The following is a 19,620-nucleotide window of genomic DNA, read 5'->3' as shown; positions in this document are numbered from 1 at the left end:
AAATCGGATGGAGCCCTTGCCCGGTTGGAACGGCATCAGGCGGCACACCTGGCCCTTTTTTTAAACGATCGACGGTGCAACGAGCCGGTACTTTAACAATCCGAAGCAACGGGAAAAATTTTATCAATAGTAAGTAACGAATGGACAGAAATCAGGTAATAGGCTTAGTACTTATTTTACTAATGCTGATAGGCTATCAACTACTGGTTCCTCAACCCGAGGAACCCCAGCCTATCGCCCAGGAACAAACAACCACGTCTCCCTCCGCATCAGCCCCCACGGATACCCTCCCGCCCCAACTGGATTCAACGGAAGTGAGAGCACGCTACGGTACCTTTGCCGCCGCCGCCCAGGGACAACCCCAGGACGTAGTGATCGAAACCAGCGACGTACGCGTCGTTTTTTCCAACAAAGGAGGCGTTATTAAAGAGGTATTGTTGAAAAAATACAAAACCTACGATCAAAAACCGCTCTACCTTATTTCCGAAGAGCACAACCGGTTTCGCCTGAATCTGCCCACGCAAACGGGCAGTGTCGATCTGACGGACCTGTACTTTACCACCAGCGCCGAGAACCGCACGCTGTCGGAGCAGGACTCGGCGGTGATCACCTACCGGATGGCGCTGGCCGGAAACCAGTTTGTGGAGCAAACGTACGTGGTACGGGGTTCGGGCTACGAAATTGACTACAACCTCCGCTCCGGCGGGATTGGCCAGGCCAACCAGGCCCTGCGCTTCGGCTGGACCAACAACCTGCTCCAACTCGAAAACGACCTGAACGAAAACCGGAAATCGGCCGACATCGCCTACTTTACCGATGAGGTGAGCACCGTAGGCAAAGGAAGCCCCGAAAGCAGTGCGACCGACAAAGCCGATGCCTCGGTACGCTGGTTTACGCTTAAACACAAGTACTTCATCTCGGGCCTGATCGCGAAGTCGCAGCCGCTGGAGAACGTCGAAATGAAAGCGGACGTGAACACCGCCGATAGCTCGGTCGTAAAAACGCTGAACGTGGAGGCGTCCATTCCGGTGGCGGCTCTGCAGCAGGGCAAAGCCAATTTCAGTTTTTACATCGGTCCTAATGACTACCAGGTACTTCGGAAGGTCAACGCCGAGGATTTTGACCGGAACGTGGACCTGGGCTACGCTTTCCTGAAGCCCATCAACAAGTACTTTCTGGTGCCGCTGTTCAGCTTCCTCGAAAGATTCATCTCCAACTACGGGCTACTGATCATCTGCCTGGTGCTGATCGTCAAGACGATCCTGATGCCACTAACCTACAAGTCGTACGTGAGCATGGCCAAGATGCGTCTGCTGGCCCCGGAGCTGGAAGAGTTGAAAAAGAAGAATCCGGACGACCTGGCCAAGCAGCAGCAGGATCAAATGAAGCTGTACCAGCAGGTAGGCGTAAGCCCGCTGAGCGGCTGTGTGCCGGTGCTGGCTACCATGCCGATTTTGTTCTCGCTCTTCTTCCTGTTCCCGAACCTGATCGAGCTGCGGCAGCAATCGTTCCTCTGGGCACACGATTTATCCACCTACGATTCGTTCATCAACCTGCCTTTCAGGATTCCGTTTTACGGCAGCCACGTGAGCTTGTTTACGGTTCTGATGACGGCCTCGAGCATTGTGTACGCCTACTACAACAACCAGATGACCCCCACGCAACCGGGGCCGGTGAACATGAAGTTCCTGAGCTACGTGATGCCGCTGATGTTTATGTTCGTACTGAACTCCTTCCCGGCGGGTCTGACGTTCTACTATTTTGTGTCCAACATCGTGACCATCGGGCAGCAGCTGCTGATCCGGCGCTTGGTGGATGAAGACAAAATTAAACGGATCCTGGACGAAAACCGGCTCAAAAACGCCAAGGGCGAGAAGAAGCAGTCGAAGTTTCAGAAGTACCTGGAAAAATCGCTGCAGGCAGCCGAGGAAGCCAAAAAGAAGCAAGCCGAGCTAGAAAAGCGCCCCGGCAAAAAGAAATGAGTATGATTAAGTAGGTATTGATCGTTCTGAAAGGGTAGTGTGGCTGTTCAAGTACACTACCCTTTATTTTTAGAAGGTGTTTGAGTTATTAATTGAACGAAGCGGTTGCAGCCGAAAAGACAAAGTGGCAGATCCAAGAAACTAATTCAAATGCCTTCTTAAAGAACCTACGGGTTCATATTGTAGTTTAAAGAAAGTACCTCCTGGGTTGCTATCCACGTACTATTTATACCAGAGACGGAAGGTGGTTTTTCGTCCCTAACTTTATCTCTATGAAACGAATACTCTTGCTCCTGATCTTGTACGGAACAAGTACCTCCTACGCGCAGCTTACGGGGCAAAACGATCGCAAGTACCACGAGGCCGTGGGGCTTTACAACCAAGGGCGCTACGAGCAGGCCATGGAACGACTCCGGCCGCTCACCAGCAGCCGCAGCGATGAAGCCATTGTGCCGTATGCACACTACTACTACGCCCTGGCCGCTCATAAGCTGAATAAGTACCAGGAAAGCAACCTCATGCTCCGCCAGCTGCTGAGCCGGTATGGTACCTGGGAGCGGAAAGACGAAGCCTACTACCTGCTGGGAGCCAACAGCCTGTCTTTGGGCCAGCTCAACGAAGGGCTGGATTACCTTAAGGTCATTGGGGATGCTAACTTGGGCAAGGATGTACAAGGGCTGAAGCAGTTTCACCTGGCGCAGGTAAAGGATCTGCCCCGGCTGAAGGTACTTCAAAAAGAATTTCCGTCGGATCGGGTCGTGGCCGAAGCGCTGGTGAGCCTGATCCAGAAGGTATCAACCGACAAGGCCGATCTGGAGTTGTCGGACCGGCTCACCAACCGGTTCAACATAGACCAGGCCCAAAGTACCCAACCCGCCGATCGTTCCTCCGTCAAAAGCGAGCCTAAAGCGTCCAATAAGTGGGAGAAAGGGTACTTTAACGTATCGGTGCTGCTGCCATTCCGGCTGGAGGAATTCCACACCGCCAAGCGTACCCGTTCCAACCAGTACGCCTACGACTTTTACGAAGGCATGCAGCTGGCGCGCCAACAGCTCAAAAACGAAGGCGTGCTGATAAACCTCTACGCCTACGACATCAGCAACGAAGAAGACCGGATGCTGAACCTGCTGAACAACGCTCTTTTCCGGCAGTCGGATCTGATCATGGGCCCTCTTTACCCCAAAACCTACGCCCTCACGGCGCAGTTTTCGGCCGAAAATAACGTTCTGATGGTGAACCCCCTGGCCACGGATGGTACCTTGCTGGAGGGAAGCCCGTACGCCTACCTGGCGCATCCGTCTATTTCGTACCAAATGCAGCAGGCCGCTCAGCTGGCCCGAAGCCTCACGCCCCGCCTGGCGGCGGCCATCTACTACGGAAGTACCCCCAAAGACTCGGCCATGGCCAATGCCTACGAGCGGGAAGTACTGAGTAAGGGAGGCAAGGTACTTCAGAAAGTCATGATCGGAAGCCAGCCCGAGGCCATCAACACCAAAATGTCTTTTTTCCAGAATGAAAAACCCACCCACCTGCTGCTGGCTTCTACGGATGCCCGGGCGGGGGCGGCGTTCATGTCGGTGCTGGACGGGCGGGAGCTCGACAACGTACCGGTGATTGCCACCGCGAGTAGCTTTGACTTCCAGCGCTCCCGGCCCCACAGCTACGGGAATCGCCTGCATTTGATCGAGACCGACTACGTCGATATATCCAAGGAAAGCATTCGGCGCTTTCAGAAGCAGTACTTTGAAGCCACCAACACCTTGCCGTCGGTGTATTCCTACCAGGGTTACGACCAGTTGCTGTTTTTTGGCCGTATGGTGGCCAAGTACAAGGACAAGCTGCCCGACGGACTCGGCATTCGCCGCTACGACGAAGACTACCTGCTTTCGGGTTTTGACTTCACCAAGGCGCGCGAAAATCAAATTACGCCTATTCTTAAATACAACGATGCGCGTTGGGTGCCCATCCGGTAGTACGTTCGGCTGCCCGGCCACTTCATAGAAGTACCTTATAAATTGAGTCAATCCATCATGGATCATACGATCAGTCAACAATTATTTGCCAAGGCCCAACAGGTCATTCCCGGCGGGGTTAATTCGCCCGTACGGGCTTTTCGGGCCGTAGGAGGTACCCCCGTTTTTATTAAATCTGCCAAAGGTGCGTACGTGTACGACGAAGACGGCAACCGGTACCTGGAACTCATCAACTCCTGGGGCCCCATGATTTTGGGCCACGCGCACGAGCTGATCGAAAAGGCCGTTTCGGACGCCATCCGGCAATCGTTTTCGTTTGGTGCGCCCACGCGCAAGGAGGTTGAAATGGCCGAGCTGATCGTGAGCATGGTACCTTCGGTAGAGAAGGTACGGATGGTTAACTCCGGCACCGAAGCCACCATGTCGGCCATTCGGCTGGCGCGGGGCTACACGGGACGCGACAAATTCATCAAGTTCGAAGGCAACTACCACGGCCACGGCGACAGCTTCCTGATTGCGGCCGGTAGCGGCGCGGCTACCTTTGGCACGCCCGACAGCCCCGGCGTGACGCGGGGCGTGGCCAACGACACCCTCACGGCCCCCTACAACGACCTGGCGGCGGTACAAAAGCTGGTGGAGGCCAATCCCGGCCAGATCGCGGCCATCATCCTGGAGCCCGTCGTGGGCAACATGGGCTGCGTGCTGCCCGTGGAAGGTTTTTTGCAAGGCCTGCGCGCGCTTTGTGACAAAGAAGGAATTGTGCTGATCTTTGACGAAGTCATGACCGGCTTCCGGCTGGCCCGCGGCGGCGCGCAGGAGCGCTTCGGCGTTACGCCCGACATGACTACCCTCGGCAAAATCATCGGTGGCGGAATGCCCGTAGGAGCCTACGGGGGCCGCCGGGACATCATGGACTACGTGTCGCCGGTAGGGCCGGTGTACCAGGCAGGTACTTTGTCGGGCAATCCTATCGCCATGTCGGCGGGCCTGGCCATGCTCAAGTACCTCAACGAGACGCCGGAAGTATACCGCCAGCTGGACGTCATTGGCAGCAAGCTGATCAATGGTTTTAAAGCATCCCTGAGCAAGCTCGGCCTCAGCTACACCATCAACCAGGTGGGGTCCATGTACACGCTCTTCTTTACCGAACAGGCCGTGACGGATTTTCCTTCGGCCAAAACCTCCAATCTGCCGTTGTTTGGGAGGTACTTTCACGCCATGCTGGAGCGGGGCGTGTACCTGGGGCCGTCGCAGTTTGAAAGTATGTTTTTGTCTACCGCCCTGGAAGCTCCGCATATTGATAAAATCATCAAAGCCAACGAAGAATCCTTGAAGGAAATCCTGGCGTAGGGGTACCTGGCTCAAACCATTTAGCCCCAACTCAACGCGCTCCAACCGGGTACCTGGCGGAGCTTTCTCTCTGTACCTATGCGCTACTATTCCATCATTATTCCCGTTTACAACCGGCCCGATGAGCTGGACGAACTCCTGGGCAGCCTAACGCGCCAAACCTACCGGGATTTTGAGGTCTTGGTGATCGAAGACGGCTCCAGCCGTACCTCTCAGGACGTAGTGCAAAAGTACCTCAGCCAGCTTACAATCAGGTACTTTGTGATCGAGAACCGCGGGCAGGGCTTCGCCCGAAACTACGGCTTTGCCCAAGCCCGCGGCGAGTACTTCGTGGTGTTTGATTCGGATACGCTCATTCCGCCCCATTACCTGGCCAGCGTCGATAGCCACCTGAACCAAAACTACCTCGATGCCTACGGCGGTCCCGATGCGGCCGACAAAAACTTCTCCTCTTTACAAAAAGCCATCAGCTACGCCATGACGTCCGTCTTCACGACGGGCGGTATCCGGGGCAAAAAAAACAACGCGGGCGGAGCCTTCCAGCCGCGGAGCTTCAACCTGGGCCTGTCGCGGCGGGTATTTGAGGACACGGGCGGCTTTGCCAAGCGCGACATGGGCGAAGACATCGAGTTCGGGATTCGGCTCCGGGGGCGCGGCTACCGCCTGGGCCTCATTCCCGACGCCTACGTTTTTCACAAGCGGCGGGGTACTTTCCAAGATTTCTTTCGGCAGGTCTATTCCTTTGGCCGCACCCGTTTCGGGCTACACGAGCTCCACCCGGAGGCCGGGCTCATCAAGCCGGTACACGCTTTCCCGTCGGTATTTGTGGTGTTTTGCCTGCTGATCCCGTTTTGGGCGCTGGTGAGCGAGGTACTTTTCGGGCTGTCGGCCTACGCGCTGTTGCTCTTCATGGCGTTGATCCTGGTGGACGCCACGGCCAAGGAGCAAAGCCTCAAAGTAGGTTTTTTGAGCGTAGCGGCGGCCTTTGTACAGCTTTTCGGCTATGGACTGGGTTTTATTCAGGAAGGTACCCGCTGGCTCGCCCGAAAGCGGCAACGCGTTTAACTACCTCCGCGTTAAGGGATTTTTTCCAACTCATAGGTAACGTAGTGGTCAATGAGCGTATGCAGCTGGGCAGCGTAGCGCTCCGTTAGCCGGGCGTACTGCTCAATCTCCCTCAACTCACCGGGCGTTGTTTCGGGCGCGGCCATGGCTTTGAGCGAAAGTACCTTGAGGCGGATGCACGCGCGGTTGAAGAGGTAGTACTTAAAAAGAATAAGGTCCTCAGGTGCCGAGAACACCGGGAAATAATCGACGTAGGTATCCAGAAAGAGTTTCCGGAGCTCCGGCTGCTGGTACCGGTCCAGGTCCATGCAGAGGAAGGCGATGTCGTTCAGGACGTCGATCTGGCGGAAGGCGTCGTTGAACTCGAGGCAATCGAACACCACGGGTTCGTCTTCGTAGTAAAAAATATTGCCCGCGTGCAAATCTCCGTGGCCGTCGCGGTAGTAGCCCTGCTCCAGCCGCCGCTCCATCTGCCCTGAAAAATGATCCAACACCCAGTGCGCCAGCTCCATCCACTCACCCACCGAGCGCTGCCAATAGGCGTGGATGTTGGAGCCGAGCCAGGCGCTGATTTCTTCCAGCTCCCGGAGGTCGGCCTTCATGCGTTCCATCTTCGATTTGTGCTGCACCACCTCGGCGTTTTCGTGAAATACCGCCAGCTGCACGGCCAGCTTCCGGATGAAATCCGGCGTGACGGTACCCTCTGCGAGCCGCCGACTGAGGAGCCGGTTGTTGTCGAGGGTTTTCATCACCACGGCGTAGTCGAGGCAGGTACCTTCGTCGCTTAGTTGTACGGTACCCTCCCGGCTCACCACCGGCGTCACGGCCAGGTACACCTCGGGCGCCAGGCGCTGGTTGAGCCGGAGCTCGCGGCGGCAGAGCTCGTGGCGGGTTTCGAGGTCGGTAAAGTCCAGGAAATCGAACCGCACGGGCTTCTTGATTTTGTAGGTCAGGGTAGGGGTAAGTAGCACCCAGGAAATGTGCGTTTCGTGAAGTACCACGGGCTGCTGGGTTTCCTGTTCGAGCCACGCTTGTAGCTGTTGGATGTGGGTACTTTCCATAACGGTGGGGTAGTTGATAGTTTGTTAAAAAGTGTAAAGTAACTTTTATTCCATTTCTAAATAAATGTCAACCTCGGGGGTATTCCTAATTCTTCTCTTTTCTTTTTTAATGAAGATGCCGTCAAGGGGCCAAATATTGTATTGCTTTCTTTTTCGATTATCCAATATTGAGAAGTAGTAGTTTTTTTTATAGCCTCTTCACAAAGACTATAGGTAGGTAAGTTATGCCTACTGCCATACTTTTTACTAAGGCAGGAATCTACACATTCACATATTTCACTAATAGGTTTTTGACCTACAATAATGTAATTGCTGTCGTATTCAATCTTGTTTTTATCGACAAATGATTGGATAACAATAGAGCCCTTTCCAAGAAGAACCGAATCAATCTTTCCAGAATTACGCACATATTTAACTTGCACTCCCTTTTTGATTTGTTCTTCTTCGGAGTCGCTAGCGTATATAGTTTTTCCTTTGTCAAGTACTATGAAGTATTCTAAGGCACTTTCATAGTCTAATCTATACCCATCATAGTTGCCCCAATTTGTTTCACAGGAAAATGGAATCACGATGATTAATAGTAAGGCTACTTTTTTCATCATTTAACTCCAAAACGGAAAGATAGATGTTCTTGTTCTCTTCAATAAATTATACTCAAGGTAACTTGCGGATCATTATTTATCCAAATCCTGAGCTTTCACGCGGATGATTTTACCGTCTTTTGCAAAGACAGGTACCTGTACTTCTTTGCAATTAACTTTTCCTGATTTTTGAAGATAACTCCAAGCCAAGCAGTACCTTATTTATGATTTCGTCATTTTCATGGAAAAAGTATGTTGGTACTTTTTCCATAGAAGTTACTCTCTTCTCGCCACTAATTCAAAGTACCTCACCCAAGTACCCCTCCACCAGCTCCTCCGGCGTAGCGTGGTCGGTGTAAAGGACCTCGTGCGGCTCGGTAGGCGGTTCCCATTCCTTTTTTAGCAAAAGGTACACCGCCCAGGTGGCCTCGCTGTCGGGCCGGGGTACCTGGAGCCGCTGCCGGGTAGTGGCTTCACTCGCCCGGATTTCGATGAGCCGGTAAGGTACCTCCTGCGCCTTGGCCAGGTTGAGAAAAAGCGCGCGCCGGGCCTGCCGGTGAAAGGTGGCGTCGGCCACCACGTCGCGGCCTTCGGAAAGTACCTGGGCCGTGCGGCGGAGCATCTCGGCGTAAACGGCCTCCTTGTCGGCGTCCTGGTAGGTACCTCGCCGGGCCAGCTCGGCCCGGATGGCGTCGCTGCTCAGGTGTACGCCGTCCAGCGCCGCGGCCAGCGCCCGCGCAAAGGAGGTCTTGCCGGAGGCCGGTAGACCCATCACCAGAAACAGACGACCCGTACGTTGCATTCAGCGAAGATAGGTAGTTTCCGGCTTGCGAAAAAATGAGGTAAGTCAGTGGCAGGTACCTTTTCGCCAAGGTACTTTAAGGGTATTTACGAAGGTACCTTAAGCGCGGGCTTTCTGGCAGAAGTAAACGATCTCGTTGGTGGGTAGGGCGTAGCGGCGTACTTCCTCGGCGGGTAGTTCGTCCAGCACGAAGCGGTCTTCCGTTACCACAAAGCCGCCTTTCTCGAGCTCCTGGGCGTAGTCGCGGCCGAAGAGCCGCAGGTGGTCGCTTTGCAGGAAGTGTTTTTCGCGCTCGCGCGGGTCGGTGATGGTGGGGTCTTCGTAGGTCGTGGCCATACCAAGGTCCTGGGGGGACTGGATGATGGCCCAGCCGCCGGGCTTAAGGACCCGGTGCAGCTCGCTCATGGCCTTCACGTAGTCGTCGACGTGCTCCATCACATGGTTGCAGAAGGCCACATCGAAGGTATTGGCCGCGAAGGGAATTTCGTGAATATCCATCTTCACCTTTGCCAGCGGCGACTCGATGTCGGCCGTGATGTAGTCCAGGTTTTTCATGGCCTCGAAGCGGTCGATGAAGCAGTACTCGGGCGCTACGTGCAGTACTTTCAAATCATCCCGAAAGAAGTTAGTTTTACGCTTCAGATACAGGTACATGAGGCGGTGGCGCTCCAGGGCCAGGCAGTTTGGGCAAAGGGCGTTGTCGCGGCCCTGGCGGCCGTAGGGGAGGAATTGGCGGTAGCGATGGTCACACACGGGGCACTCTACTTGGTTGCCCCGGTAAAATAGCCCGAGGAAGCGAGCCACCCAGTGACCGATGAGTTGGAGGTAGCGGCGGGGTACATACCGGATGACGAGGCTAATGATGGACTTCATGCGCTGATGGGGAGTAGGTAGCACCCGGCGAAGTAGGGATTCTTCGCAAACTATTGGCCACGTATATACGTTAAATTAAAGTAAAATTGCTATATTTTGGACTACCAAGTACTACTGACACCGCTATGAACATACCCCCTGCTGCTGCTCAGCCTCCCGGCAAAAAACTTATAAAAAAAATGTCGACCCGTACCAAGTGGCTTCTGCTGGCACCGGCCAGCCTGATGCTGATCGGCTACGGACTGTGTGTATTCAGTGAGGCCGGGCATCTGAAGCATACCGGGCAGCCTACCGTAGAGTGGGTACTGCTGGGTACCTACAGCCTGGTACTCATCAACGCGGGCATTGCCCTGTTTGGGCAGGCCGTTCGGTACCGAATCCTGATGGACGTGCGGCGCGAAACCCGGCGGAGCCTGCGACAAATGGAAAAGCGAATCGAAAACCGCAAGCCGCGCCGCAAAGACGCTAAAAAGTGAAAAGCCCTACCAAAACGAATTGACAGGGCCTTTTGCTACGTGCGTCGTGGAAGAGGTACCTTTCGGTATTCCATACGGGGCGTTCCACGCGGGGCAATTATTTCTTGTTCGCCGCGAATTCTGCCTTGATCGCTTCTACGTCAACGTTTTTAATATCGGGCTTGCGAAGCAAATCCTTGATGCGTGCCACGCGGTTGTTGGCTTTAGTCTTATTTCTACGTCCCTTGCGTTTCAGTTCCGTTACTGCCATTGTATTACTTGTTTTGTTATAGAGCCGCAAAAGTAGCGCTTATTTACTAAAAAAGTAAGCGCTAGGCAGAAAAATTGAGCCAGCTGCCCTAACTTTGCGCCAGTCCCCAGCCCGGTCGGTACGAAAAACCCTCGGAATTTTACGTTGATAATGATCCAGACGTCCAATTCGTGAGCAGGTACCTTACCGGTAGCGGCTATGTACCAGCGATTATTCCCTTTCATGAGTAAACCTTCACTTGCCCGCGGAACGCGCGACTTCGGCCCGGAACAAATGGTGAAACGAACGTTCATCTTTGACACCATCCGGCGTACGTTTCAGCGCTTTGGCTTTCAACCCCTGGAAACCCCGGCCATCGAGAATCTTTCGGTGCTGATGGGAAAATACGGGGAGGAGGGCGACCAGCTTTTGTTTAAAATACTGAACTCGGGTGATTACGCGGCCAAGCTGACCGAAGCCGACTGGCAGCAGGACGCGCGCCAGTTTACCACCAAAATTTCCGAAAAAGGCCTCCGCTACGACCTGACGGTACCCTTTGCCCGCTACGTGGTCATGAACCGGGGTACTTTATCAATGCCCTTCAAGCGCTACCAGTTGCAGCCCGTTTGGCGGGCCGACCGCCCCCAAAAAGGCCGCTACCGGGAATTTTACCAGTGCGACGCCGACGTGGTAGGTACCTCCTCGCTGCTCTGCGAAGCCGAGATCGTGATGATGCTGCACGGCATTCTGCGGGAGTTGGGCCTGACGGATTTTACCGTGAAAATCAATAACCGCAAAATCCTAACCGGCATCGCCGAGGTGATCGGGGCGCAGGGGCAGGAGGGTACTTTGTGCGTGGCGATTGATAAATTGGATAAAATCGGAAAAGAGAAAGTACTGGCTGAGCTCATCGAGCGGGGCTTTTCGCCGGAAAGCTGCGCCGGGCTGGAGCCACTTTTTGCGCTGGCTAGCGAGCAGGCTCCTTTTGCCGAGCTGCGCAGCTGGCTGGCTACTTCGGACGTAGCGCTGAAAGGCATCGACGAGCTGGAAGAAGTGTGGCAACTGGTGGAAGGCTTCGGGCTCGAAAACCCGCAAATGCAGTTTGACGTCACGCTGGCGCGGGGACTTTCGTACTATACCGGCGCTATTTTTGAAGTAAAAGTCAACAACGTGCAGATCGGTAGCATCAGCGGCGGCGGGCGCTACGACAACCTGACGGGTACTTTTGGCGTGCCGGGGCTGTCGGGCGTGGGCATTTCGCTGGGCGTGGACCGGATCTACGACGTGCTGGAAGAGCTGAGTCTGTTCCCTGACGACCAGGCCATCACGACGCGCGTCATGCTGAGCCACTTTGACGCCGCCGCGGCCCGTTACGGTCTGAAGGTACTTCACCAGCTGCGCCAGGCCGGCCTCAACGCCGAAATGTACCCCGACGCCGTGAAGCTGAAAAAACAGCTCGACTACGCCGACCGCAAGCGGATTCCGTACGTGGTGCTCATTGGCTCGGAAGAAATGCAGTCGGGGAAGCTGACCCTGAAAAACATGCAGACGGGCGAACAAAAATCGCTGACAAGCGAAGAAATCATCGCCGAATTAAAGCGGTAACAATTGACCTTAACGAAAGGTACTTATACCAATTCAAAGTACCCCCGGAACGAAGTACCTCAGTGAACAATATGGATAACATACTACGGATAGCCGTACAAAAATCAGGGCGACTCAGTGAAGATTCGCTCAAATTGATCAAAGAATGCGGGATACGGTTCGACAACGGAGCCGGAAAGCTCAAAACCGCCGCCACCAATTTCCCGGCCGAATTCCTCTTCCTGCGCGACGACGACATTCCCGGCTACGTGGAAGACGGCGTGGCGCACCTGGGCATAGTGGGTGAAAACGTAGCCGTTGAGACCAACCGGGCCGTCGATACCGTGCACCGGTTGGGCTTTTCGAAGTGCCGTTTGTCCATCGGTATCCTGCGTGGCACCGAGTATACGGGCGTGCATGATCTGGCCGGAAAAAGCATTGCAACTTCGTACCCCCGGCTGCTGGGCCAGTACCTGGCCGACGCCGGTGTGTCGGCCCAGATCCACGAGATCAGCGGTTCGGTAGAGATTGCCCCCAGCATTGGCCTGGCCGACGCCGTTTGTGACATCGTGAGCTCTGGAAGTACCCTGTTGAGCAACGGCCTCAAAGAAGTAGAAGTTATTTTCCGCTCCGAGGCCGTCATGATTGCCCACCAGCGCCTCACGCCCGCCCAGCAGGAGTTGCTGGATCAGCTGCTGTTCCGCATCAATTCGGTTCAGGCCGCCAAAAACAACAAGTACATCCTGCTCAATTGTCCCACTTCGGCCGTGGAGGAAATCTCAAAGTACCTGCCCGGTATGCGCTCCCCCACGGTGATGCCGCTGGCGACGGAGGGCTGGTGTTCGGTGCATTCGGTGATCAAGGAAAATGATTTTTGGGAAAATATTGAGAAAATCCGGCAGGCGGGCGCCGAGGGTATTCTGGTGATTCCGATCGAGAAAATGATTATGTGATGATGAAAATGATAGCTTTTCCCGACCGCAGCCAGTGGCCAGCGCTACTGGCCCGGCCGCTCCAGGATTCCGCCGAGATTGAAAAAAAGGTACAACCCATCTTGCAGCAAGTACGGGAGCGGGGCGACGCGGCCATTCGCGAGCTGGCGCGGCAATTCGACCACCTGGAGCTGACCGAGCTGGCCTTTCCGGACGAGGCCTTCGAGCAAGCCGAAGCGCAGCTGGAGCCGTCGCTGAAGGAGGCCATTCGCCAGGCGTACCACAACATCCGTACGTTTCACGAGGCGCAGCACCAGGCCGTTGAGAAAATCGAAACCATGCCGGGCGTGACCTGCTGGCGGCGCAGCGTAGGCATTGAGAAGGTAGGAATCTACATTCCCGGCGGTACGGCCCCGCTGTTCAGTACGGTACTTATGTTGGGGGTACCGGCGCAGCTAGCGGGTTGTAAAGATGTGGTACTTTGTACCCCCAGCGACCACCCGGCCATTTTGTTTGCGGCCCGGTTGGTGGGCATTACGCGGGCCTTCCGCATCGGCGGAGCGCAGGCCATTGCGGCCCTGGCCTACGGCACGGAGTCGGTACCGAAGGTGTACAAAATCTTTGGCCCCGGCAACCAGTACGTGACTGCCGCCAAAATGCTGATCAGCAAAGAAGGCATCGCCATCGACATGCCCGCGGGACCGTCGGAGGTGGCCGTTCTGGCCGACGACTCGGCCGTGCCTGCCTTTGTAGCCGCCGACTTGCTGTCCCAGGCCGAGCACGGCGCCGATAGCCAGGTACTTTTGGTATCGACGAGTAAAAAACTGCTGACGGCCGTAAACCTGGCCCTGATGACGCAGCTGGAAGAACTACCCCGCCGCGACCTGGCCCGACAGGCCATCGAAAACAGCCGGGCCATCTTGCTGGACAACCAGGACGACGCCATTGAACTGCTGAACCAGTACGCCGCCGAGCACTTGATTCTGAGCGTAGAAAACGCCGAGGCCGTGTCGGAGCGCATCACCAACGCGGGCTCCATTTTCCTGGGTAACTACACGCCCGAATCCTGCGGCGACTACGCTTCGGGTACCAACCACACGCTACCCACCAACGGCTTTGCGCGGGCCTACAGCGGCGTGTCGCTGGATAGCTTCGTCAAGAAAATTACGGTACAACACATCACCGAAGCCGGGCTCAGGAACCTGGGCCCTACCGTAGAAGCGATGGCGGAGGCCGAGCAGCTGCAAGCCCACAAGCGGGCCGTGAGCATTCGCCTGCACGCTCTGGCCGAAAACTAGCCCTAAAGTACCTCCGAGCAGGGGTACTTTGCCTACGAAGTACTTTCTTTCAGGGGGAAAAGGTACTTTTGTTTGCCCGACAAAAACTACCCCAATACCTTGCAGTAACGACCATTGATCATGAATACTACCTTTGAGCTGGCGCGGGTGATCCGGCCGCACATCCTGACCCTCACGCCCTACTCCTCGGCGCGGGACGAATATACCGGTAAAGTAGGCGTTTTTCTGGACGCCAACGAAAATCCGCTTGGCTCGGCCGCGGCGGGGGCTTACAACCGCTACCCCGATCCCTACCAGAGTGCCATCAAAGAAAAGCTGGCCCCGATCAAGGGCGTGCGGCCGGAGCAGATCTTCCTGGGCAACGGCAGCGACGAGGCCATTGACCTGCTGGTGCGGGCGGCTTGCGTGCCGGGCCACGACCGCCTCCTGATCATGCCACCTACCTACGGCATGTACGAAGTGAGCGCGGCGATCAACGACGTGGCGATCACCAAAGTACCCCTCACGCCCGATTTCCACATCGATACGCCCGCGGTACTGGCTGCCCTCACGCCCGAAACGAAGATCGTCTGGGTGTGTTCGCCCAATAATCCGTCGGGCAATCTGGTGCAGCGTGAAGCCATCCAAACCCTGCTGGAAAACTTCGCCGGCCTGGTGGTGGTGGATGAAGCCTACATTGATTTTACCGACACCGAATCCTGGACCCGGCAGCTGGATCAGTACCCCAACCTGGTGGTCCTACAAACCTTCTCCAAAGCCTGGGGACTGGCGGGCTTGCGGCTGGGCATGGGCTTTGCCTCGGCGGAACTGATCCGGATTTTGAACAAAATCAAACCGCCCTACAATATCAGCGGCCCCACGCAGGAGCTACTGCTGGCGGCACTGGACGGCGAAGCGGCCAAAAATGCGATGGTACAGGAAATTCTGCACGAGCGGGAAGTACTTCGTACCACGTTGGAAGGTTTGTCGTTAGTAAAGGAAGTCCATCCGTCCGACGCCAATTTTCTGCTGGTACGCTTTGAAGACGCCCCGGCGGTGATGGAGTACCTGCTTGGGGAAAAAATCATTGTGCGGGATCGGTCAAAAGTGGTACTTTGCGACGGCTGCCTGCGCATCACGGTGGGTACTTCGGATGAGAACCAGACGTTGGTTGAAGCCTTGAAAAAAATTCAGCAAAATTCCGTAATTGCGTAGTGGTAAGGCGCGCTTCTATTGTCCCAAGAAAACGAGCCATTTCGCTACAACCCCGAAAACGTATGAAAAAATTAGGACTTACTTTTCTTTGTGTTCTTTGTGTAAGCCTGGCCCAGGCGCAGTACGACAACTGGGCGGTGGGCTTCAAACTGGGCGAACCTACCGGCATTAATCTCCGGAAGTACTTCAATAGCATCAACGCCATTGACGTCACGGTAGGTACCTACGGCGGTATTCTGAGCAATCAGCGCGACTACCGGCAGGGCGAATACCGCAACGTGGGCGTGTCCTTTCAGATACACTACCTGTGGCACCACCCGCTCTTCAACGCCGAGCTGGTGCAGTTTTACTACGGCTTCGGGCCGCAGATAAACAGCCGCCGCTACTACCCCGACGGCCTGCGCAGCCAAACGCCCAACTACCAGAGCAATATCTCCCTGGGCGGTTCCGGGCTGGGCGGGCTGGAGTACTACCTGCCCGACGGCCGCTTGTCGATCTTCCTGGAGGGCGGGCTTTACGCCGAGCTGCTGCCCCGGCTGCTGTACACCAGTCCGAACGTGTCGGCGGGGATTCGGCTGAACCTCTAAGGTCACAGGTACTTTTTACTTTACTTAAAATCAAAACGCTTGACGGAGCAGGTTTCGACCTGCTTTTTGTATTTTTGAAAAAATGCCTCCATCAAAAATGAAAGTCCTCCTCTCCGCCGGAGAGGAGGGTTGGGAGGTGAGGCAATTAACCAAATCCATCCGTGTTTAAAATATACAGCTCCTCGGCGGGCTCGGGCAAGACCTACACCCTCACGAAGGAGTACCTCAAGCTGGCGCTTCATTCCAACGCCGACACCTACTTTCGGCACATCCTGGCCGTAACGTTTACCAACGCCGCCGCCAACGAAATGAAGGAGCGGATCATGCGGATGCTGCGGTTGTTTACCACGGAAGCAGGCCGCCAGGAGCCCATGTTTCGGGACGTCGTGACGGAGCTCTACGAAGAAACCCGCACCGACGACGCCCTCTATGAAGAAGTGAGCCAGCTCATTGCGGCGCGGGCGGAGCTCGTTTTTCAGAAGCTCCTGCACCGCTACTCCGACTTCGCCGTGATGACCATCGACAAGTTTACGCAGCGCCTCGTGAGTAGTTTTACCGACGAGCTGGGGATCCCGTTCGGCTTCGAAACCCAGGTAGACAGCGACCTGCTGGCTTCGGCGGTAGACCGCCTGCTGGCGCGCATCGGGCAGGAAGGGGAAGAGGTGCTGACGCGCATCGTGGAGACTTACTACCTCGAGAGCGTGCAGGATGGCAAAAGCTGGGGCGCGCTGCCGCACCAGATCCGGGCCGCCGCCGGGGACCTGCTCAACGAGCAAAGCTACCTGGCCATGGTAAAAGTGGCCGACCTCCGCATGGCCGACTGGGTGGCGATCCGCAACCAGCTTAAGCAGTCGCTCCGGGCCATCGAAGACGACACCTACTGCAAAGTACTGGCCCGCGAGGCCATCGCGCTCATCGAGCAGGCGGGGCTCACGGCGGCTGACTTCGCCGGGGGCTCCAAGGGAATTGCGGGCCACTTTGAAAAATTTGATGACGAAAAAGAAAAGAAAAAGGATGGCTGGTGGAGCGTAGAGGCCACGGCTACTATTCTCAAAACCATCAACGAAGGTACCTGGTATGGAGGAAAAGCCAACGCCGCCACCAAAACCAAGGTAGACGCCGTGCGGGCGAAGCTGGAAGAGCTTTACGAATGCATCGAGTCGCACCAGGTGGTGCACCGGGAAAGGTACGTTCTCTTCAAGCAGCTCGAAAAACACCTCTACAACCTGTCGCTGTTGGGCGAAATCCGGACTGAGTTTGATTTGTTGCTCCGGCAAAACAACCAGGTACATATCTCGGATTTCAACCGGCGTGTGCTCGAGATCGTGGCGCGCGAGCCGGTCCCTTTTATCTTTGAGCGCCTGGGCGAAAAGTACCACCACATCCTGGTGGACGAGTTTCAGGATACGTCCAAACTACAGTTTGCCAATCTGCTGCCCCTGCTCGATAATGCCCTGGCGGCCGGGTACTTCAACCTCATCGTGGGCGACGCCAAGCAGTCGATCTACCGCTTCCGCGGCGGCGACATGGACCTGATCCTGCACCTCTCGCAAGACAAAGCCCTGGCGCTGGGGCCACTGCTGGACGTAGGTACCTCCGCCCACAGCTCGTTTACGCAGGAGCGGCTGCTGGGCATCGACCGCTTCCTCACCACCGACCACCTGCGTACCAACCGCCGCAGCTTCCGCGAAATCACCGAGTTCAACAACCAGTTTTTTGCCTTTGTGGCCCGGCAACTTACCAACGAGCATCCAATGGTTGGTGCCATTTTCGACGAGCATTTTCAGCAGGAAATTCCGCCCCAGGTACCTACGGGCGGGCACGTGCAGCTGGAGTTTCTGGAAATGAATACCGACGAAAACGAAGCGCCCGAAGGTACTTTGGCCGTGGATGCCATCACGCGCCGCGCCCTGGAGCTCATCGAAGAATTGCGCGCCAGCGGCTACCACTGGCGCGACATCGCCATTTTGTGCCGCAAGAAAAACGAGGCCCGTACCCTGGCCAACGCCCTGCGCGAAAAAGGGTACCCGCTCATTTCGGAAGACTCGCTCTCGCTGGCCTATGCGCGCTCGGTAAGCCTGCTGGTGGCTTTTATGAAGGTACTTCACACCTCGGATAACCGCCTGGCCCGCTACGAGGCGGCCTACCTGTTTCACCAGGTGGTGCTGGAGCAGGTACCTACGGCGGCGCAGCACGAGGCCATCCGGAGCATGTGCGCCGAGAAAGGCCTGGGTACTTTTGTGAGGTACTTTGGGGAGCTGGGTGTGGAGCTAAACGCGTTTCGGCTGCGGCAGCTGAGCGTGTACGAGCTTTGTGAGCAGCTCATTACGTCATTTCGGCTATTCGAACACCAGACCGAAAACGCCTACCTGTTTCGGTTCCTGGACGTAGTACTGGACTTCGGAACCCGGCGCAGCAACCACCTTGGCGACTTCCTTACCTACTGGGAGTCGGCCAAGGACAAGCTTTCGATCACCATCCCGGCCAACGCCGACGCTCTCCGCATCACGACCATCCACCGCTCCAAGGGGCTGGAGTACCCAGTCGTGATCGTGCCTTACGCCCACTGGAGCTTTACGCCCAACCCGCAGCTGGACCGTCTCTGGGTGGATCTGGAAGCCATAAAGAACCAGGAACTGGCCCTGGCCGAAACCACCGAAGAGGGCGAGGTACTTACCCGTCGGATGCTCAGCTCGGTCGTTTCGGTGGTGTCGGACTTAGACAAAACGGGGTTGAAAACGCAGTACCAGGACGAGAAAACCCGCACGCTGGTTGAGAACCTCAACCTGCTCTACGTGGCCTTCACGCGGCCCATCCAGCGCATGTACCTGCTGGCCCGGCAGGAAAAAGACTGGAATAAGTACGGGGCACCTTCCAAGGTAAGCCGCTGGCTCTACGACTACCTGGGCCATCCCGACGCCGAGCCGGGCTGGCAGGAGGGGCAGTCGTGCTACGTGCTGTCGCCGGGAAGCGGGCCGTTGCGCCACGCCCACCGCGACGGCGAAGCCATACCCCACCGCCTGAGTACCCTCATCAGCACCGACCGCACCAAGTCGCTGCGGCTGCGCCGCCTGGCCGAGCGGATTTTCGACGTAGATACTTTTGAAAAAAAGAAAGATCATTTGCAAAAAGTACGGCACGCGTTGTCGTTGTTGCCCTCGGCGGCCGAACTACCCACGACCCTGCGCAAGCTGACCACTGAAGGAATCGTGGAAAAACACGAGGCCCGAACCGTGCAGCACACCCTGGAAAAGGTACTGGCCCTGGACAAACTGCGGCCCTTCTTCGACCCGCAAAATCAGGTGGTACTTCAGCGCGAGCTGCTGCTGCCCGGCGGCAAAATGCTCCGCGCCGACCGCACCGCCACCCTGCCCGACGGCAGCGTGTTGCTGGCGCTCTTCGTGGCCGGTAGTGGCAACGACGACGCCCGTCGGCAGCTGCGCCGCCTGGTGCAGGCCTACCGTGACATGGGGGCCGCAACGGTGCGCGGGTACCTGGTACTTTTGGAAACGGGGCAGCTGGAGTGGGTGGAGTAACGAAGTCAGCTGGGTACTTGATTCGGCGTCAGGCACCTAGCGGGGCGGGGTACTTTCGGGTTTGTAAATGGGGTTTGGTGGACGTAGCTTTGTAGCT

Annotated in this window: 16 protein-coding genes; 11 read left to right on the top strand and 5 right to left on the bottom strand. The window is 56.2% G+C overall.

What is annotated here, in order from left to right:
* The first annotated feature begins 140 nt into the window (after nucleotides 1–140).
* The 4 genes from yidC to HNQ92_RS08725 all read left to right on the top strand — a co-directional run bounded on the left by yidC (nucleotide 141) and on the right by HNQ92_RS08725 (nucleotide 6,370).
* Nucleotides 141–1,982, top strand: a complete 1,842-nt coding sequence (gene yidC, locus HNQ92_RS08740; RefSeq protein ID WP_184173213.1) for a membrane protein insertase YidC — start codon at nucleotides 141–143, stop codon at nucleotides 1,980–1,982.
* 272 nt (nucleotides 1,983–2,254) lie between these two features.
* Nucleotides 2,255–3,955, top strand: coding sequence for an ABC transporter substrate-binding protein (locus HNQ92_RS08735; protein ID WP_184173210.1), 1,701 nt, complete (start codon nucleotides 2,255–2,257; stop codon nucleotides 3,953–3,955).
* A gap of 57 nt (nucleotides 3,956–4,012) precedes the next feature.
* Entirely contained in the window at nucleotides 4,013–5,305 is a 1,293-nt protein-coding gene (gene hemL / locus HNQ92_RS08730) for a glutamate-1-semialdehyde 2,1-aminomutase (protein WP_184173208.1), read from the top strand.
* 78 nt (nucleotides 5,306–5,383) lie between these two features.
* The gene (locus HNQ92_RS08725; RefSeq protein WP_184173206.1) at nucleotides 5,384–6,370 is read left to right on the top strand and encodes a glycosyltransferase family 2 protein; all 987 of its coding nucleotides are present in this window, start codon (nucleotides 5,384–5,386) and stop codon (nucleotides 6,368–6,370) included.
* A gap of 11 nt (nucleotides 6,371–6,381) precedes the next feature.
* On the opposite strand, the gene HNQ92_RS08720 is transcribed toward HNQ92_RS08725, so the two are convergent.
* From HNQ92_RS08720 to HNQ92_RS08705, 4 genes are all read right to left on the bottom strand, one after another.
* Complete coding sequence (locus HNQ92_RS08720; RefSeq protein WP_184173204.1) at nucleotides 6,382–7,431, bottom strand: phosphotransferase; 1,050 nt, start codon at nucleotides 7,429–7,431, stop codon at nucleotides 6,382–6,384.
* A 56-nt stretch (nucleotides 7,432–7,487) separates the two neighbouring features.
* Entirely contained in the window at nucleotides 7,488–8,030 is a 543-nt protein-coding gene (locus tag HNQ92_RS08715; RefSeq protein ID WP_184173202.1) for a hypothetical protein, read from the bottom strand.
* A gap of 280 nt (nucleotides 8,031–8,310) precedes the next feature.
* Nucleotides 8,311–8,814, bottom strand: coding sequence for a P-loop nucleotide/nucleoside kinase family protein (locus HNQ92_RS08710; protein ID WP_184173200.1), 504 nt, complete (start codon nucleotides 8,812–8,814; stop codon nucleotides 8,311–8,313).
* Between the two features lie 99 nt (nucleotides 8,815–8,913).
* Nucleotides 8,914–9,687, bottom strand: a complete 774-nt coding sequence (locus HNQ92_RS08705; RefSeq protein ID WP_184173198.1) for a class I SAM-dependent methyltransferase — start codon at nucleotides 9,685–9,687, stop codon at nucleotides 8,914–8,916.
* Between the two features lie 179 nt (nucleotides 9,688–9,866).
* Between HNQ92_RS08705 and HNQ92_RS08700 the strand changes: the two genes are divergently transcribed.
* Nucleotides 9,867–10,163 (top strand): hypothetical protein, encoded by a 297-nt coding sequence (locus HNQ92_RS08700; protein ID WP_246439806.1) that lies wholly within the window; start codon nucleotides 9,867–9,869, stop codon nucleotides 10,161–10,163.
* A gap of 97 nt (nucleotides 10,164–10,260) precedes the next feature.
* On the opposite strand, the gene HNQ92_RS08695 is transcribed toward HNQ92_RS08700, so the two are convergent.
* Nucleotides 10,261–10,413, bottom strand: a complete 153-nt coding sequence (locus HNQ92_RS08695) for a hypothetical protein (RefSeq protein WP_184173194.1) — start codon at nucleotides 10,411–10,413, stop codon at nucleotides 10,261–10,263.
* 222 nt (nucleotides 10,414–10,635) lie between these two features.
* Between HNQ92_RS08695 and hisS the strand changes: the two genes are divergently transcribed.
* The 6 genes from hisS (at nucleotide 10,636) to HNQ92_RS29050 (ending at nucleotide 19,523) form a co-directional block, all read left to right on the top strand.
* On the top strand, nucleotides 10,636–11,997 hold the full coding sequence (gene hisS / locus HNQ92_RS08690) for a histidine--tRNA ligase (protein ID WP_184173192.1): 1,362 nt from the start codon (nucleotides 10,636–10,638) through the stop codon (nucleotides 11,995–11,997).
* A gap of 71 nt (nucleotides 11,998–12,068) precedes the next feature.
* Nucleotides 12,069–12,929, top strand: a complete 861-nt coding sequence (gene hisG, locus HNQ92_RS08685) for an ATP phosphoribosyltransferase (RefSeq protein ID WP_184173190.1) — start codon at nucleotides 12,069–12,071, stop codon at nucleotides 12,927–12,929.
* A 2-nt stretch (nucleotides 12,930–12,931) separates the two neighbouring features.
* Nucleotides 12,932–14,206, top strand: coding sequence for a histidinol dehydrogenase (hisD, locus tag HNQ92_RS08680; RefSeq protein ID WP_184173776.1), 1,275 nt, complete (start codon nucleotides 12,932–12,934; stop codon nucleotides 14,204–14,206).
* Between the two features lie 120 nt (nucleotides 14,207–14,326).
* A complete protein-coding gene (gene hisC / locus HNQ92_RS08675) occupies nucleotides 14,327–15,400 on the top strand; it encodes a histidinol-phosphate transaminase (RefSeq protein WP_184173188.1) in 1,074 nt (357 codons plus the stop codon).
* A 62-nt stretch (nucleotides 15,401–15,462) separates the two neighbouring features.
* Nucleotides 15,463–15,987 (top strand): hypothetical protein, encoded by a 525-nt coding sequence (locus HNQ92_RS08670; RefSeq protein ID WP_184173186.1) that lies wholly within the window; start codon nucleotides 15,463–15,465, stop codon nucleotides 15,985–15,987.
* A 161-nt stretch (nucleotides 15,988–16,148) separates the two neighbouring features.
* Nucleotides 16,149–19,523: a UvrD-helicase domain-containing protein gene (locus tag HNQ92_RS29050; protein ID WP_184173184.1), complete on the top strand. Its 3,375-nt coding sequence runs from the start codon at nucleotides 16,149–16,151 to the stop codon at nucleotides 19,521–19,523.
* Nucleotides 19,524–19,620 lie beyond the last annotated feature (97 nt).

Source organism: Rhabdobacter roseus (genome assembly GCF_014202275.1).
GTDB classification, from domain to species: Bacteria; Bacteroidota; Bacteroidia; order Cytophagales; family Spirosomataceae; genus Rhabdobacter; species Rhabdobacter roseus.
Note: the sequence above shows the minus strand (reverse complement) of the source record. Positions and strands in the feature narration are given on the sequence as shown.